Source organism: Streptomyces sp. NPDC051684 (assembly GCF_044453445.1).
Classification (GTDB): domain Bacteria; phylum Actinomycetota; class Actinomycetes; order Streptomycetales; family Streptomycetaceae; genus Streptomyces.
In genome coordinates, this window is sequence record NZ_JBITCS010000021.1 from 117,150 (window position 1) to 132,607 (window position 15,458).

General features: G+C 72.2%; 12 protein-coding genes and 1 pseudogene. 5 read left to right on the forward strand and 8 right to left on the reverse strand.

Annotated elements, in window-relative coordinates:
- Positions 1 to 70: 70 nt before the first annotated feature.
- Positions 71 to 487, forward strand: a pseudogene (locus ACIA8D_RS25035) (SRPBCC family protein); the annotation flags it as partial.
- Between the two features lie 107 nt (positions 488 to 594).
- On the opposite strand, the gene ACIA8D_RS25040 reads toward ACIA8D_RS25035, so the two are convergent.
- The 6 genes from ACIA8D_RS25040 to ACIA8D_RS25065 form a co-directional block, all read right to left on the reverse strand.
- Positions 595 to 1,782 (reverse strand): glycoside hydrolase family 6 protein, encoded by a 1,188-nt coding sequence (locus tag ACIA8D_RS25040; RefSeq protein ID WP_399235614.1) that lies wholly within the window; start codon positions 1,780 to 1,782, stop codon positions 595 to 597.
- A gap of 263 nt (positions 1,783 to 2,045) precedes the next feature.
- Entirely contained in the window at positions 2,046 to 3,194 is a 1,149-nt protein-coding gene (locus tag ACIA8D_RS25045) for an XdhC family protein (RefSeq protein WP_399235616.1), read from the reverse strand.
- Between the two features lie 45 nt (positions 3,195 to 3,239).
- Positions 3,240 to 4,691: an NCS2 family permease gene (locus ACIA8D_RS25050; protein WP_399235618.1), complete on the reverse strand. Its 1,452-nt coding sequence runs from the start codon at positions 4,689 to 4,691 to the stop codon at positions 3,240 to 3,242.
- A 164-nt stretch (positions 4,692 to 4,855) separates the two neighbouring features.
- A complete protein-coding gene (locus ACIA8D_RS25055) occupies positions 4,856 to 7,249 on the reverse strand; it encodes a xanthine dehydrogenase family protein molybdopterin-binding subunit (protein ID WP_399235621.1) in 2,394 nt (797 codons plus the stop codon).
- Between the two features lie 5 nt (positions 7,250 to 7,254).
- Positions 7,255 to 7,833: a (2Fe-2S)-binding protein gene (locus tag ACIA8D_RS25060; RefSeq protein WP_385762095.1), complete on the reverse strand. Its 579-nt coding sequence runs from the start codon at positions 7,831 to 7,833 to the stop codon at positions 7,255 to 7,257.
- A complete protein-coding gene (locus ACIA8D_RS25065) occupies positions 7,833 to 8,732 on the reverse strand; it encodes an FAD binding domain-containing protein (protein ID WP_399235623.1) in 900 nt (299 codons plus the stop codon). The genes ACIA8D_RS25060 and ACIA8D_RS25065 overlap by 1 nt, the downstream gene beginning before the upstream one ends.
- Positions 8,733 to 9,076: 344 nt before the next feature.
- Between ACIA8D_RS25065 and ACIA8D_RS25070 the strand changes: the two genes are divergently transcribed.
- Both ACIA8D_RS25070 and ACIA8D_RS25075 read left to right on the forward strand, forming a co-directional pair.
- Entirely contained in the window at positions 9,077 to 10,777 is a 1,701-nt protein-coding gene (locus ACIA8D_RS25070) for a PucR family transcriptional regulator (protein WP_399235624.1), read from the forward strand.
- A gap of 160 nt (positions 10,778 to 10,937) precedes the next feature.
- Positions 10,938 to 11,714: a hypothetical protein gene (locus ACIA8D_RS25075; RefSeq protein ID WP_399235626.1), complete on the forward strand. Its 777-nt coding sequence runs from the start codon at positions 10,938 to 10,940 to the stop codon at positions 11,712 to 11,714.
- A gap of 98 nt (positions 11,715 to 11,812) precedes the next feature.
- Here ACIA8D_RS25075 and ACIA8D_RS25080 read toward each other — a convergent pair whose 3' ends face one another.
- The gene (locus ACIA8D_RS25080; RefSeq protein ID WP_399235627.1) at positions 11,813 to 12,571 is read right to left on the reverse strand and encodes a GntR family transcriptional regulator; all 759 of its coding nucleotides are present in this window, start codon (positions 12,569 to 12,571) and stop codon (positions 11,813 to 11,815) included.
- Between the two features lie 137 nt (positions 12,572 to 12,708).
- Between ACIA8D_RS25080 and ACIA8D_RS25085 the strand changes: the two genes are divergently transcribed.
- Together ACIA8D_RS25085 and ACIA8D_RS25090 are read left to right on the forward strand one after the other, a co-directional pair.
- The gene (locus tag ACIA8D_RS25085; protein ID WP_399235629.1) at positions 12,709 to 13,563 is read left to right on the forward strand and encodes a (2Fe-2S)-binding protein; all 855 of its coding nucleotides are present in this window, start codon (positions 12,709 to 12,711) and stop codon (positions 13,561 to 13,563) included.
- A gap of 241 nt (positions 13,564 to 13,804) precedes the next feature.
- Positions 13,805 to 14,893 carry a DUF2637 domain-containing protein gene (locus ACIA8D_RS25090; protein WP_399235631.1) on the forward strand — a complete coding sequence of 363 codons (1,089 nt, stop codon included), beginning with the start codon at positions 13,805 to 13,807 and terminating at the stop codon, positions 14,891 to 14,893.
- Between the two features lie 30 nt (positions 14,894 to 14,923).
- Here ACIA8D_RS25090 and ACIA8D_RS25095 read toward each other — a convergent pair whose 3' ends face one another.
- Positions 14,924 to 15,379 carry an ATP-binding protein gene (locus ACIA8D_RS25095; RefSeq protein ID WP_399235633.1) on the reverse strand — a complete coding sequence of 152 codons (456 nt, stop codon included), beginning with the start codon at positions 15,377 to 15,379 and terminating at the stop codon, positions 14,924 to 14,926.
- Positions 15,380 to 15,458 lie beyond the last annotated feature (79 nt).

Sequence of the window (15,458 nt, forward strand, 5' to 3'; positions counted from 1 at the left end):
GGCCCCGCGCGACACGCCGCCCGAGCCCCGGCACGGACCCCGCACCCGGACGTGTGCCTACCATCGCGACATGAGCGCCCATATCAGCATCGTCCGTGACACGTCGCTGCGCGCCGCCGAGGCGTGGGCGAGGCTGACCGACTGGGAGCGGCACGGCGACTCCGTGCCGCTCACCCGTGTCACGGTGCGGACCCCGCCGCCGGACGCGGCGGGCACGGTGTTCGTGGCGCGCACCGGTGTCGGGAAGTGGGGCTTCGACGACCCGATGGAGGTCGTCGCCTGGCAACCGCCGCGCCGCTGCCGGATGGAGAAGCGCGGCCGGGTCGTCACCGGCTGGGCCGAGTTCGAGGTGCGGGCCCTCGGCGACGGCGGCTCGCGCGTCGAGTGGCGCGAGGAGCTGCGGGTGCGCGGGGTGCCCCGCGCCGCGGACCGGGTGGTCGCGGCGGCGGGGCGATGGGTGTTCGGCCGGGCGGTGGACGGGCTGCTGTACGACGCCGAGGACAAGGCCACCGTCTCCGAGGTCACCGAGGCCGATGTCGCCGCGGACGACGCCCCCGGAGAAACGTCACCGCACCGGCCGTGACCGGCCCGGCGTCACTTCCCGGGCCGCAGCGGCGGGTTGGCGTACCGCACCAGTTCGAGCGCCTGCTGCGGGAACCAGTCGCCCGCCCTCGGGTCGACCATGCCGCGCTCCGGGTCCTCGGGGCCCGCGGTGCCGCGCAGGCACAGGCCGTCCGACTCCCCCGGCGTCTTGATCCACAGGCGGGCGTCCTGCAAGGCATCGCCGGTGCGCAGGGTCGGGCGGGCGCCGAGGCCGCGGTCCGGCGGGTTGCACCAGTCCTGGGCGTCGGTGTACTTGCCCGCGGGCGGGGTCCAGGTGCCCTGGCCGTTGCGGCTGGAGTCCGTCACGAAGTGCGGCATCCGGGAGGCCGGGACCCGTACGTGGGCGTCGATCCAGGTCTGCGCCTCGGCGCGCGGCGTCCACTGGTTCGGGCAGTCGGCCGCGTCCCCGGACGACTTCTCGACGTACGCGACGCAGGACGAGATCAGCTTCCCGTACCAGGAGTTGGCGTCGTCGGTGAAGTAGTTGGAGGCGTTGGTGTAGAAGCCGGCCGCGTCCCCGACGCCGCCCTTGATCAGGCGCGGCACGATGGAGTTGACGCTGTGCCAGCCGGGGTGGCCGGTGTCGAGGTAGACACGGGTGCCGCGCAGCGGTTCCAGGTGGTCGACCGCGTAGTTGACCTCGGTGTAGCGCGCGGCGGTCCTGGTGCCCTGGGCGTCGTCCTGGCCGCAGTCGGCGGGCAGCAGGGCCAGCGCGTCGGGTTCGAGGACGACCATGGCGTCGCGGGAGCCGATGCCGCGGGCGACGGCGTCGATCCAGGCCTCGTACTCGGCGGTGGTGGCGGCGCCGCCCGCGGAGTAGTTGGAGCAGTCGCGGCCCGGGATGTTGTAGAGCGCGAACACCGGGAGGTCGGCGCGCCGGTCGGCGTCCCTGACGACGTCGCGGGCGAGCTTCTCGACCTCGGCCGGGCTCTGGTCGCCGAACCAGACGGCCTGCGGGGTGGCGATCATCGCGGTGATCCGGGCGGCGTCGCGGTACTGGCCCGCCTTGACGAGGCCCGCGATCTGCCGGACGGCGTCCGGGTTGGGGTCGGGCGTGTAGAGCCCGGTGCCGTGCCCGGTCTCCGCCGCCGGTTCGGCGGCGAGGGCCTGGGGTGCGGCGAGGAGGAGGGTGAGCGTGGCGGCGGCCGCGGCTGCGGCGCGGCTGAGAGGTCTTCGCACGGTGACTCCTGGGGTCCGGTCGAGCGGGTGACGGTCGGCCTTGCGGGAGCGCTCCCACAGAGAGTCGACCGAGCCCTCCGGTACGTCAAGCACGCCGCGCCCTCGGCACGTTGACGTCACCCGTCCCTACGCCACGGAGCTCCGCCCAGGACCCCGCTGCTCAATCGCCGCAGGGGCTCTGATGAGCCCCTGCGGCGATTGAGCAGGCCCGTCCGGCAGGACATTCGGGAAGGGGCGGGTGGGGGGAGAAAGACTCTCGTGGCTCAGGCCACCGAGTCGATCCGTCGTGTGGACCCCGGCTCGTGGTGGATCGGGGTGTGGGCGCCCGTCAGGGACACGCCCGTGCCGCCCCGGCGGTCCGCCACGATCTGGGAGGCGATGGACACCGCCACCTCCTCCGGCGTACGGGCCCCCAGGTCGAGCCCGATCGGGGACCGCAGGCGCGCCAACTCAAGCTCGGTGACCCCGACTTCACGCAGCCGCTCGTTGCGGTCGAGGTGCGTGCGGCGCGAGCCCATCGCGCCCACGTACGCCACCGGGAGCCGCAGCGCGAGCCGCAGCAGCGGCACGTCGAACTTGGCGTCGTGGGTGAGGACGCACAGCACGGTCCGGCCGTCGACCTCGGTCCGCTCCAGGTACTCGTGCGGCCACTCGACGACGATCTCGTCGGCGTCGGGGAACCGCGCGGCCGTCGCGAACACCGGACGCGCGTCGCACACGGTGACGCGGTAGCCGAGGAACTTGCCCATCCGCACCAGCGCGGACGCGAAGTCGATCGCGCCGAACACGATCATCCGCGGGGCCGGCACCGACGACTCGACCAGGACGGTGAGCGGGGACCCGCACCGCGAGCCCTGCTCACCGATCTCAAGGGTGCCCGTGCGCCCCGCGTCGAGGAAGGCCGCCGCCTCCCCCGCCACGGTGCGGTCGAGCTCGGGATGGGCCCCGAACCCGCCCTCGTGCGAGCCGTCGGGGCGGACCAGCAGCGCCCGCCCCCGCAGCTCCGCGGGGCCCGACACGATGCGCGCGAGCGCCGCCGCCTCCCCCGTGGCGGCGGCGCCGAGCGCCCGCGCGAGCACCTCTCGTACGGCCGTGTCGGACGCCCGTACCGGGGTGACGAGGATGTCGATGACGCCACCGCAGGTGAGCCCCACGGCGAAGGCGTCGTCGTCGCTGTAGCCGAACCGTTCGAGGACCGTTTCCCCGTCCTCCAGGGCCTGGGCGCACAGCTCGTACACCGCGCCCTCCACGCACCCGCCGGAGACCGATCCGATCGCGGTGCCCTCGCCGTCGACGGCGAGGGCCGCGCCCGGTTGCCGGGGCGCGCTGCCGCCGACGGCCACCACGGTGGCCACGGCGAAGTCGCGTCCCTGCTCGACCCACCGGTACAGCTCATCGGCGATGTCCAGCATGTCTCGGTCTCCTTAACGGTTCAGGGAACGGTCCGGCCGGAAGGGCTACTTGACGCCCATCCAGCTCTCGATCGGGTGCAGGCCGAAGTACACGAGGAAGACGAGCGTCAGCACCCACATGAAGGCGCCGATCTCGCGGAACTTCCCCTGCGCCGCCTTGATCGCCGTGTAGGCGATCACTCCGGCGCCGACCCCCGCGGTGATGGAGTACGTGAACGGCATCAGCGCCACGGTCAGGAACACCGGCACGGCCACGGCCCGGTCGGACCAGTCCACGTGCCGCGCGTTCTGCATCATCATCGCGCCGATGACGACGAGCGCGGCGGCGGCGACCTGGCCGGGCACGATCTGCGCGAGCGGCGTGAAGAACAGGCCGAGCGCGAAGAGGAAGCCGGTGACGACGGACGACAGGCCGGTGCGCGCGCCCTCGCCGACGCCCGTGGCGGACTCGATGAAGACGGTCTGCCCGGAGGCGCCCGCCACACCGCCGATCGCGCCGCCCGCGCCGTCGATGAACAGCGCCTTGGACAGGCCGGGCATCCGGCCCTTGTCGTCGGCGAGCTTGGCCTCGGTGCCGACGCCGATGATGGTGGCCATCGCGTCGAAGAAGCCGGCGAGCACGAGCGTGAACACGATCATGCCGACGGTCATGCCGCCGATGGAGTCCCAGCCGCCGAACTCGACGTGTCCGAAGAGCGAGAAGTCGGGCATGGAGACGGCGCTGCCGGTCAGCTCGGGCGGGCTGCCGCCCCAGACCTTCGGGCTGAGGTCGAAGACCGCGTTGACGATGACGGCGAGGATCGTGCCGACGACGATGCCGATGAGGATCGCGCCGGGGATGTTGCGGGCCTGGAGCATGAAGATCAGGAGCAGGGTCACCGCGAAGAGCAGCACCGGCCAGCCCTTGAGCTGTCCGCCGGTCCCCAGGGTCACCGGGGCGCCCTTGCCCACGAACCCGGCGTTGACCAGGCCGATCAGGGCGATGAACATGCCGATGCCGATGGTGATGCCGTGCTTCAGGGCGAGCGGGATCGCGTTCATGATGATCTCGCGAAGCCCGGTGACGACGAGCAGCACGATCACGACGCCGTACATCACGCACATGCCCATGGCCTGCGGCCACGTCATGTTGGGCGCCACCTGGGTGGCGAGCACGCCGGAGACGGACAGGCCTGCGGCGAGCGCCAGCGGCACCTTGCCGAGGAAGCCCATCAGGAGGGTGCAGACCGCCGCGGCGAGCGCGGTCGCGGTGATGAGTCCGGCGTGGCTGAGCTTGTTGCCCGCCGCGTCGGGGCCGCCGAGCAGCAGCGGGTTGAGCAGGAGGATGTAACACATCGCCATGAAGGTGGTGATGCCGCCGCGCACCTCGCGCGCGAACGTCGACCCTCTGTCGGATATGTGGAAGTAACGGTCGAGCCAAGACCTGCCGGCGGGCTGACGCGAGCCCGCGCCCGCGTCGTCTGCGGTGGTCTTCGGCTCCACGGACTGCTGGGTCATGGTGCCTCGTTTCCCAAGGTTCATAGGGGCACCCGTGAACTGCCTCACGGAGCACGGGTTTTGGGATGGCTGCACGACCCGGGGGACGGCCCGAGACGCAGAGGAGTGCGGCGGGGTGACGGTGCCTCGACGAAGCGGCCGTCACCCCGCGCGGGGAGGCGGGGCTAGGCCTGGGGGCCCGTTCCCGTCAGGTGCTCGGGCCGGACCGGGGTCCGGTCGAGCTCCAGGCCCGTCGCGTTCCGGATCGCCGCGAGGACGGCCGGGGTCGACGACAGGGTCGGTGCCTCGCCGATGCCGCGCAGCCCGTACGGGGCGTGGTCGTCGGCGAGTTCGAGCACGTCGACCGGGATGGTCGGCGTGTCGAGAATCGTGGGGATCAGGTAGTCCGTGAAGGACGGGTTCCTGACCTTGGCGGTCTTCGGGTCGACGACGATCTCCTCCATCACCGCGACGCCGAGGCCCTGCGTGGTGCCGCCCTGGATCTGGCCGATCACGGACAGCGGGTTGAGCGCCTTGCCGACGTCCTGGGCGCAGGCCAGCTCGACGACCTTGACGAGGCCGAGCTCGGTGTCGACCTCGACGACGGCGCGGTGGGCGGCGAAGGAGTACTGCACGTGCCCGTTGCCCTGCCCGGTGCGCAGGTCGAAGGCCTCGGTGGGGCGGTGCCGCCACTCCTCCTCGACCTCGACGGACTCGCCCTCCAGGACCTCGACGAGGTCGGCGAGGACCTCGCCGCCGTCGGTGACGACCTTGCCGCCCTCCAGGAGGAGTTCGGCGGTGGCCCACGCCGGGTGGTAGGTGCCCAGCTTGCGGCGGCCGAGGTCCAGGACCTTCTCGCGCACCAGCTCGCAGGCGTTCTTGACGGCGCCGCCGGTGACGTAGGTCTGGCGGGACGCGGAGGTCGAACCGGCCGAGCCCACCTGGGTGTTGGCGGGGTGAATGGTCACCTGCGCGACGCCCAGCTCGGTGCGCGCGATCTGCGCGTGGACTGTGACGCCGCCCTGGCCGACCTCGGCCATCGCGGTGTGCACGGTGGCCACGGGCTCGCCGCCCACAACCTCCATACGCACACGGGCGGTCGAGTAGTCGTCAAAGCCTTCGCTGAAGCCGACGTTCTTGATGCCGACGGCGTAGCCGATGCCGCGTACGACGCCCTCGCCGTGCGAGGTGTTGGACAGGCCGCCGGGCAGCTGGCGCACGTCGGCGCCCTCGCTGGACTCCCACTGGCGCTCCATCGGCAGCGGCATCGCCTTGACGCGGCGCAGCAGTTCGGCGACCGGGGCGGGCGAGTCGACGGGCTGGCCCGTCGGCATGATCGTGCCCTGCTCCATGGCGTTGAGCTGCCGGAACTCGACCCGGTCGATGCCCACCTTGTCGGCGAGCTTGTCCATCTGCGCCTCGTACGCGAAGCACGCCTGGACCGCGCCGAAGCCGCGCATGGCGCCGCAGGGCGGGTTGTTGGAGTACAGCGCGATGGCCTCGATGTCGACGTCGTCGAGCACGTACGGGCCGACGGCCAGGGACGAGGCGTTGCCGACGACGGCCGGGGAGGCCGAGGCGTAGGCGCCGCCGTCCAGGACGATGCGGCACTTCATGTGCGTGAGCTTGCCGTCCTTCGTCGCCCCGTGCTCGTAGTAGAGCTTCGCGGGGTGGCGGTGAACGTGCCCGAAGAAGGACTCGAAGCGGTTGTAGACGATCTTGACGGGCTTGCCGGTGCGCAGCGCGAGCAGGCACGCGTGGATCTGCATCGACAGGTCCTCGCGGCCGCCGAACGCGCCGCCGACGCCGGAGAGCGTCATCCGCACCTTGTCCTCGGGCAGGCCGAGGACGGGGGCGATCTGCCCGAGGTCGGAGTGCAGCCACTGGGTGGCGACGTAGAGGTCGACGCCGCCGTCCTCGGCCGGCACGGCGAGGCCGGACTCGGGGCCGAGGAAGGCCTGGTCCTGCATGCCGAAGGTGTATTCGCCGGAGACCGTGAAGTCGGCCTTCTTGGCGGCCTCTTCGGCGTTGCCGCGGACGATCGGCTGGCGGTGCACGATGTTGGGGTGCGGGACGTGGCCGATGTGGTGGTCGTCGCGGTTCTCGTGCACGAGCACCGCGTCCGGGGCGGTCGCGGAGGCCTCGTCGGTGATGACGGGCAGCTCGCGGTACTCCACCTTGATCTTGGCGGCGGCGCGCCGCGCGGTCTCCGGGTGGTCGGCCGCGATGCAGGCGACCGGCTCACCGTGGTGGCGGACCTTGCCGTGCGCGAGGACCGGGGTGTCCTTGATCTCCAGACCGTAGTTCTTCACCTCGGTCGGGAGGTCGTCGTACGTGAGGACCGCGTAGACGCCGGGAGTCGCCAGCGCCTCGGCCGTGTCGATGGAGACGATCTCGGCGTGCGCGACGGTGGAGCGCAGGATGTGGCCCCACAACATGTCCTCGTGCCACATGTCGGACGAGTACGCGAACTCGCCGGTGACCTTGAGGGTGCCGTCAGGGCGGAGCGTGGACTCGCCGATGCCGCCCTTGGTCTGCGATCCCTGCGTGACCTTGCCGGGGATTCCTGTCGTACCCATGCTGCTCAGACTCCCTCGGGCTGGGTCTGGCGCGCCGCGGCGAGCCGGACCGCGTCCATGATCTTCTCGTAGCCGGTGCAGCGGCAGAGGTTCCCCGACAGCGCCTCGCGGATGTCCGCGTCGGACGGGTTCGGGTTCTGCTCCAGCATCTCGTCGGCGGCGACGAGCAGACCCGGCGTGCAGAAGCCGCACTGGACGGCGCCCGCGTCGATGAACGCCTGCTGGATCGGGGCGAGTTCGCCGCCCTCACCGGTCTGCGAGTCGGTGCCCTTGGCGGACCAGCCCTGCGCGTCCTGGAGCGTCGTACCGCCCCCGTGGGAGCCGCAGGAGCGGGCCTTGGCGTGGTCGGCGAGCCCCTCGACGGTGACGACCTCGCGGCCCTCGACCTGTCCGGCGGCCACCAGACACGAACACACCGGCACCCCGTCGAGCCGGACGGTGCACGATCCGCACTCGCCCTGCTCGCACGCGTTCTTCGAGCCCGGAAGCCCCATCCGCTCGCGCAGGACGTAGAGAAGGGACTCGCCCTCCCAGACGTCGTCGGCTTCCTGCTTGCGGCCGTTGACCGTGAAATTGACGCGCATTACGCGGCTCCCTCCGTGCGAACGCCCGAGCCGCGGTACGACTCCCAGGCCCAGGTCAGCGTGCGGCGCGCCATGACGCCGACCGCGTGACGGCGGTACGAGGCGGTGCCCCGCACGTCGTCGATCGGGTTGCAGGCGCCGGAACACAGCGCGGCGAACTGCTTGGCGACCGACGGGGTGATGATCTTGCCGTTGTCCCAGAAGCCGCCCTCTTCGAGCGCGGCGGCGAGGAATTCCTCGGCCTCCTTGGCGCGGACCGGGGTGGGCGCCGCCGAGCCGATGCCGGTGCGCACGGTCCGGGTCTCGGGGTGCAGGGCGAGGCCGAAGGCGCACACCGCGATCACCATCGCGTTGCGCGTGCCGACCTTGGAGAACTGCTGCGGTCCCCCGGCCTTCTTGATGTGCACGGCGCGGATCAGCTCGTCCTCGGCGAGGGCGTTGCGCTTGACCCCCGTGTAGAACTCGTCGATCGGAATGCGCCGCGAACCGCGCACCGACTCCACCTCGACCTCGGCGCCGGAGGCGAGCAGCGCCGGGTGGGCGTCGCCGGCCGGCGATGCGGTGCCGAGGTTGCCGCCGACGCCGCCGCGGTTGCGGATCTGCGGCGAGGCCACGGTGTGCGAGGCGAGGGCGAGACCCGGCAGCTCCGTGCGCAGGTGCTCCATGATCTTGGTGTACGGGACGGAGGCGCCGAGCCGGACGGTGTCGTTCTCCCCCTCGCCCACCTCCCACTCGCTCAGCTCACCGATGCGGTTGAGGTCGAGCAGGTACTCGGGGCGGCGGTGGTCGAAGTTGACCTCGACCATGACATCGGTGCCGCCTGCGATCGGCACGGCTGTGGGGTGCTCGGCCTTCGCGGCGAGCGCCTCCTCCCAGCTGCCGGGGCGAAGGAAGTCCATAACGGCTCTCTTCTCCGTGAGGTTCGTGGATCGGGCAGGGATCGTGCGTGGTTCGTGCGTCGTGTCGTGCGGGTCGATGCGATGCGTTCGAGCCACGGGATGTGCGGATCACGAGGGCTCGTTCATGTGCTGTTCACGCGGAGTGAGCCCAGTACATCGCCTGTGCTCCGGCAGTGTCAGTCACGGAAAACATGAACGCGTTGGCTGGCCCGCCGGGGTGTCTTGTAGATTCGTATGAACGGGCGACATCAGTAACCTCACCGTTTTCCCCAGGAAACCCCGGCCACAGGTCCGCGGGGCTCCCTTCACGTACGACTTCGAGACAGATCGGCGGCGACGACGACATGCGGCTGCGCGCATTGCTGGACACGGACGCGCTGGGCCTCAGGCTCCTCGGCGGCGAGGAGGAGCTCGACCGCACCGTCCGCGGCGTGATGACGACGGACCTGCGGGACCCCAGCCGCTATCTGTCCGGCGGCGAGCTGGTCCTCACGGGTCTGGCCTGGCACCGGGAGCCGGCCGACTCGGAGCCCTTCGCCCGGCTGATGGCCGCGGCGGGCGTCGCCGCCGTCGCCGCGGGCACCGCCGAGTTCGGCTACGTCCCCGAGGACTTCGTCGAGGCCTGCGCCCGGCACCGCGTGCCGCTGTTCTCGGTGGCCCAACAAGTGGCGTTCGGGACGATCACCGAGCACGTCGTACGGCAGGTCTCCGGCGAGCGCGCAGGGGACCTCGCGGCGGTCGTCGACCGGCACCGGCGCCTGATGACCTCGGGGCCCGCGGGCGGCGGCCCCGACGTGGTCCTCGACCTGCTCGGCAGCGACCTGGACCTGCGGGCCTGGGTGCTGTCCCCGACCGGCCGCGCGATCGCCGGTTCGGCCGCGGCGGGGCCCGAGCTGCCCCCGCAGATCCGCACCCGGCTCGCGGCCGAGCACCTGTCGGCCCTGCGCACGGGGCGGCGCAGCCCGCACCGGGTGACGGTCGAAGGGGTCACGTACTCGCTGTTCCCGATCCGCTCGGCGCCGAAGGACACACCGGCCGCCGCCCCCGTCGACCAGCGCGCGAGCGTTCTCGCGGACTGGCTGCTCGCCGTCGAGGCGGACGCGGGCGACTGGCCGGAGGAGCGGCTCGACCTGCTCCAGGGCGTCACGCAGCTGATCTCGGTGGAGCGCGAGCGGCGGGACGCGGCGCGCACGGTGCGGCGCAGGCTCGCGCAGGAGGTCCTGGAGCTGGTGCAGGCGGGCGCGGCCCCCGCGGAGATCGCGGCACGCCTGCGCGTCGCGGCGCCCGTGCTGCTGCCGGGGCTCGGCGCGGCCCCGCACTGGCAGGTCGTCGTGGCCCGCGTGGAGTGGACGGACCCGCAGGGCGAGAAGGCCGAGAGCGGGGCCGTGGCCCAGTCGCTCCTGGAGGAGATCCTGCTGGCCCCGGACGCGGCGGCGGGACCCGACGCCGCCGAGCCGGCCGACCGGATCGCCGTGGCGCACAGCGGGGACGAGGCGATCGCCCTGGTGCCGCTGCCCGCCGTGGCGGCGGAGCACGACGGCTCGGAGCAGGGCCTGCTCGCGGACACCCTGCTGACCGCCGTGCGCGAACCCCTCGCGGCCGGGCTCGCCGACGACGGGCGCCTGGCGATCGGCGTGAGCGCCGCGGTGCACTCCGCGGAGGGGCTGCGCGGCGCCCTGGAGGAGGCGCGGCACGCACGGCGCGTGGCGGCCGCCCGCACGGGCGTGGTCTGCGCGGCGGGCCACCAGGAGCTGGCGTCCCACGTCCTGCTGCTGCCCTTCGTCCCCGACGACGTGCGCCGGGCGTTCACCGCCCGCCTCCTCGACCCGCTTCGTGACTACGACCACAAGCACCGCGCCGAGCTGATCGCGACGCTTGAGGCGTTCCTCGACTGCGACGGCTCGTGGACCCGCTGCGCGTCCCGGCTGCACCTGCACGTGAACACGTTGCGGTACCGCGTGGGCCGCATCGAGCAGCTGACGGGTCGTGATCTGTCGCGCCTGGAGGACAAGTTGGACTTCTTCCTGGCCCTGCGGATGAGCTGACGCCACATCAACCCCCTGGGCACCCCCTTAGCGATCTTGGGGGCGCTTGGGAAGCCCATCCCTTTGTGAAATCTTTCACCCACCCCCTTGGCCGGGCGCCTTGATCCGTGCTGAGATGCCCCACGGCAACTCGGCTCGATGGCGTGCTCGGGAGGGCAATGTGGCGCATACCGCCATGTCTGGTACCGGAACGAACACAGCGGACGATCCACTCCAGACCGCGGTATGGCGGTTGCGTTCGCGCGGCTGCTGGGCCGACGCGGCGGCACTCCTCGACCATCACGCGGAGGCGGACGCGGGTGCGGCCCTGCAGCGGGCGGGACTCCTGGTGGAGCGGTGCCTCTATACGGAGCAGGGGTGGGCGGACGCGGAGGACGCGTTGCGCGCGGCGGAGGCGCTGGCCCACACGGACGAGGAGCGGGGTGCCGCGGCGTGCGAGCGAGGCCAACTCGCGTACGAGGCCACACTGTTGAAGACGCGGGACCGGTCCGACGAGGCGCGCTCGGCGTTCGGCAGGGCGGCGGCGCTGATCGCTCCGGGTACGCCCCGGCGCGCACTGCTCGACTTCCGGCGCGGCTTGATGTCGGAGAACCTGGCGGACTCCCCGCAGGCCGCCCGCGCCGCCTACCGCAGGGCCCACGCGGGCGCCACGGCGCACGGTGACGCGCTGCTGCTCTCCTTCACCTGGCGCCACCTCGCCGGACTCGCCCTGCGGGAGGGCGAGTTGAAGGAGGCGCGGCACGGCTTCACCGAGTCCCTGCGCATCCGCGAGGAACTCGGCTACCTGGTGGGCACGGCCCCGGCGCTTGCCTCCCTGGCGGAGGCCGAACCCGAACCGGACACGAAGGCGCGCTTGCGCGCGGAGGCGGCGCGGCTGTTCCGTTTGCTGGACGGGGTGCCTACGTGGTTGGCGGGGGTGCTGCCCGCGGCGGCCTGAAGCCGGCGGCGCAGGGTGAGCAAATCAAGCCCCTCCGGCGATTGAGGAGCGGGGTCCGGGGCGGAGCCCCGGGGCGGAGGAACGGGGCGGAGGAACGGTCAACCGGCGATGTGCCGCTCCACCAGCACACGCACCGCCGCACCGTCCTGCGCCTCCAACGCATCCAGCAACGCACCATGCTGCCCCGCATCGACCACGAGGTCACACGTCGACCACCCCACCTGCCGATGCAACTCGTCGGCGACCCGCACCACCTGACCGTTCCCCGCGAACGCGAGCACCGCCCGATGGAACGCCCGGTCCGCCTCGGCGTAACCCGCCCGATCCCCCACCGCGGCGGCGGCCACCGTCGCCCGGACCAGCGGCCGCAACTCCGCCCACCGCGCGGGCGCCACCGTACGGGCGAGCCGCGCCACCACCGGCACCTCGACGAGCGCCCGCACCTCAGCGAGCTCGGCCAGCTCCCGGTCGGAGCGCCGGGTCACCCGGAACCCCCGGTTGGGCACGACCTCGACCGCACCTTCCCGGGCCAACTGCTGCATCGCCTCGCGCACGGGCGTCGCGGAGACCCCGAAGCGCTCCCCCAGGGCCGGCCCGGAGTACACCTCGCCGGGCCTGAGGTCGCCGGAGACCAGCGCGGCCCGCAGCGCGTCGAGCACCTGGCCGCGCACGGACGTCCGCTCGACCACCCCGCGCGCGACGACTCCCGGCGCGGGCGGCTCGCTGTGGGTGTGCTCACCACGGCTCTGCTCGGGAACGGCGGGCCGCGGCGCCCATGCCGACGTGGACCGCTGCTCCGGCACCCCAATGGCGGAGTCGCGTGCCTCGCGTGGCCTCGTCCGCTCCACCCCGGTCATCCCCTTCGCCGCCGTTCCTTGCCGTTTGTCCGAAGCTCAACGACGAACGATAGAGGGCCGGGCCGACAGTTCAAACCCCACCCCGCTCGGGTAAGGTAAGGCTTACCTGTAAACGATCGTGAATCGGTGGCCCCCGCATGCCCCTCACCACGTCGGCGCTCGGCGCGCCTCCCAGCGCGGTCTCGGCCGCGTACGCCCGCCTCACCGAGGTGTTCCCGGGCCTGCGCGTCACCGAGGTGCCCGCCGGTGAGGCGCTGCCCGAGGGTGCCGGCTGGGTGCGCGCGGAGCGGCTCGCCGAGGGCGGCGCCGCGCTCGACGCCTTCCTCGCGTGGGACAACGCACAGGTACTCAAGGACTACGGCACCCCCGCCCGTCCCGACGTGATCGCCAGCTTCGGCCTGCACCGCTACGCCTGGCCCGCCTGTCTGCTCATCACGATCCCCTGGTTCCTGCACCGCCGCGTGCCCCGCTTTCCGGCCTCCGAGGTCTCCTACCAGCGCACGCTCGGCCGGCTCGCCGTGCACGTCACCGAGTTCACCTGCCTCCCCGGCGACCCGGCGGCGACCCTGCCCGGCGCCCGCGTCGTCCCGAACGAGGACGCCCTGCACGCCGAGGTCCGCGCGACCGTCGCCGAACACCTCCAGCCCGTCCTCGCCGGCTTCGGGCCGCGGATGCGACGCGGCCCACGCGCCCTGTGGGGCATGGCGACGGACGAGATCGTCGAGTCCCTCTGGTACGTGGGTCACCTCCTCGGCGAGGAGCGGCGCGCCATGACCGACCTGGAGGCGCTGCTGCCCGGCGCCACCAAGCCGTACGTCGGGAAGGCCGCGTTCCGCGAACTGACGGGTCCGGACGGGGAGTTGCTGCCCACGCGGGACCGCGCGAGCTGCTGCATGTTCTACACGCTGCGCCCGGAGGAGGCCTGCGTGACCTGCCCGCGCACGTGCGATGCGGACCGAGTCAGCAGGCTCACCGCAACCGCCGCGGCCTGAACCACCCGCACGAGTGACGTAATTCGAACTCGACTTCCCTTACTCCGGCGGGAGTTCGAGCGTACGGCCGCTTTACGCGCCCCCTTGCACACCAATGGCGTTCTCTTGCCCCGAAACCCCCCTGCGGGCTCGGACGGCTGGGCCAATATGGCGCCGTTCCTCCCACCCGTCTCCCACCACCACCCTTCCAACGAAGCACTCCGCGCTGTACCTCTGTTTTTCGCGATGCAAGGGACCCCAGATGAGACTGACCGACATATCGCTGGACTGGCTGCTGCCGGGCGCCGTACTGCTCCTGGGCATGCTGGCGGCGGTCGCAGTGCTCGCGCGCGGCAGGCGCGCCGGGGGCGCCAAGAAGGACACGGGCATGTTCTCCGACGATTCGTGGGAACGCAGCGAGGAGCGCCGCAGGCGCAAGGAGGCCGTCTACGGCACCGCCTCGTACGTGCTGCTGTTCTGCTGCGCGGCCGTCGCCGCCGCCCTCTCCTTCCACGGCCTTGTGGGCTTCGGCAAGCAGAACCTGAACCTGTCGGGGGGCTGGGAGTACCTCGTCCCCTTCGGGCTCGACGGCGCCGCGATGTTCTGCTCGGTGCTCGCGGTGCGCGAGGCCAGCCACGGCGACGCCGCACTCGGCTCCCGGATACTCGTGTGGACCTTCGCGGGCGCCGCGGCCTGGTTCAACTGGGTGCACGCGCCGAGGGGCCTGGGCCACGCGGGCGCCCCGCACTTCTTCGCGGGGATGTCCCTCTCGGCCGCCGTCCTCTTCGACCGCGCCCTGAAGCAGACGCGCCGCGCCGCGCTGCGCGAACAGGGCCTGGTGCCACGGCCGTTGCCGCAGATCCGGATCGTGCGCTGGCTGCGCGCACCCCTGGAGACGTACAGCGCCTGGTCGTTGATGCTCCTGGAGAACGTGCGCACCCTCGACGAGGCCGTGGACGAGGTGCGCGAGGACAAGCGGGAGAAGACCGAGAACCGGATGCGCCAGCGCGAGCACCAGAAGCTGGAGCGTGCACAACTCAAGGCGCTGAGCCGGGGGTTCGCCCCTCGCGATCCCCGGCAGGTGGAGGCCGGCGCCTCCGGGCAGAGCGGCCCGGAGTCCGCCATATCGGCTACCTCCTCGCCGTCCGAACTGCCTGGGACCTCGCCGGCACCGGAACAGCTTCCGGTGCGCACCCGGCCCTCGCTCCAGGCCGTCAAGGGCATCCGCAAGTCCCGTGACCAGAAGGCGCCCGTCACCGTCGACCTGACGGCGGAGGACGACACGCAGGCGCTGCCCCGGCTCGACTCTCTGGAGCAGAAACTCAAGGACCTTGAGCAGCAGCTCGGTTGAGCCCGTCCGTGGTACGGCGGCGTCGTGGAATCACATGACGCCGCCGTCCAGTTCGAACCAGACCACCTTGCCCGTGGCCCCCGGGCCGAGCGCCGCGACGCCCCAGGCGTCCGCGAGGGCCTGCACCAGGACGAGACCGCGCCCGCTGGTGCCGTGCGTACCGTCGTCGGCGTGCGGTACGCGTGGCTTGGGCTGGCGCGACACGAAGTCACGGACCTCGACCCGCAGGGACCGGGGGCCCACCGTGGCCGTGAGTTCCGCCTCGCAGTCCGTGTGCACCAGGGCGTTCGTCACGATCTCACTGGTGAGCAGCTCCGCGACCTCAGATCTTCCGGGCCTGCCCCAGTGACTCAGGAGTTCGCGCAGCGCGCGCCTCGTCTCCGGAACGGCTCGCAGGTCCGCCTTTCCCAGCTTGCGTTTGAGCTGCCGCGGCGGCTCGTCCTCCGGATCCGCGCGTGCCGCCGCGCCCCCTTTCTCGTACGTCATTGAGCCCGTGTCGCCCATTGGGGCGCCCCCTCGTGACTGCCGTTTCATGGCCCCCGCCCACACGCCGATCCGCTGCCTT

Excerpts from the sequence above, each read along its gene's own strand:
- ACIA8D_RS25085 (WP_399235629.1), top strand. The coding sequence starts at position 12,709 with ATGCCCCTCACCACGTCGGCGCTCGGCGCGCCTCCCAGCGCGGTCTCG.
- ACIA8D_RS25080 (WP_399235627.1), bottom strand. The coding sequence starts at position 12,571 with ATGACCGGGGTGGAGCGGACGAGGCCACGCGAGGCACGCGACTCCGCC.
- ACIA8D_RS25090 (WP_399235631.1), top strand. The coding sequence starts at position 13,805 with ATGAGACTGACCGACATATCGCTGGACTGGCTGCTGCCGGGCGCCGTA.
- ACIA8D_RS25065 (WP_399235623.1), bottom strand. The coding sequence starts at position 8,732 with ATGGACTTCCTTCGCCCCGGCAGCTGGGAGGAGGCGCTCGCCGCGAAG.
- ACIA8D_RS25045 (WP_399235616.1), bottom strand. The coding sequence starts at position 3,194 with ATGCTGGACATCGCCGATGAGCTGTACCGGTGGGTCGAGCAGGGACGC.
- ACIA8D_RS25050 (WP_399235618.1), bottom strand. The coding sequence starts at position 4,691 with ATGACCCAGCAGTCCGTGGAGCCGAAGACCACCGCAGACGACGCGGGC.
- ACIA8D_RS25060 (WP_385762095.1), bottom strand. The coding sequence starts at position 7,833 with ATGCGCGTCAATTTCACGGTCAACGGCCGCAAGCAGGAAGCCGACGAC.
- ACIA8D_RS25095 (WP_399235633.1), bottom strand. The coding sequence starts at position 15,379 with ATGACGTACGAGAAAGGGGGCGCGGCGGCACGCGCGGATCCGGAGGAC.
- ACIA8D_RS25055 (WP_399235621.1), bottom strand. The coding sequence starts at position 7,249 with ATGGGTACGACAGGAATCCCCGGCAAGGTCACGCAGGGATCGCAGACC.
- ACIA8D_RS25070 (WP_399235624.1), top strand. The coding sequence starts at position 9,077 with ATGCGGCTGCGCGCATTGCTGGACACGGACGCGCTGGGCCTCAGGCTC.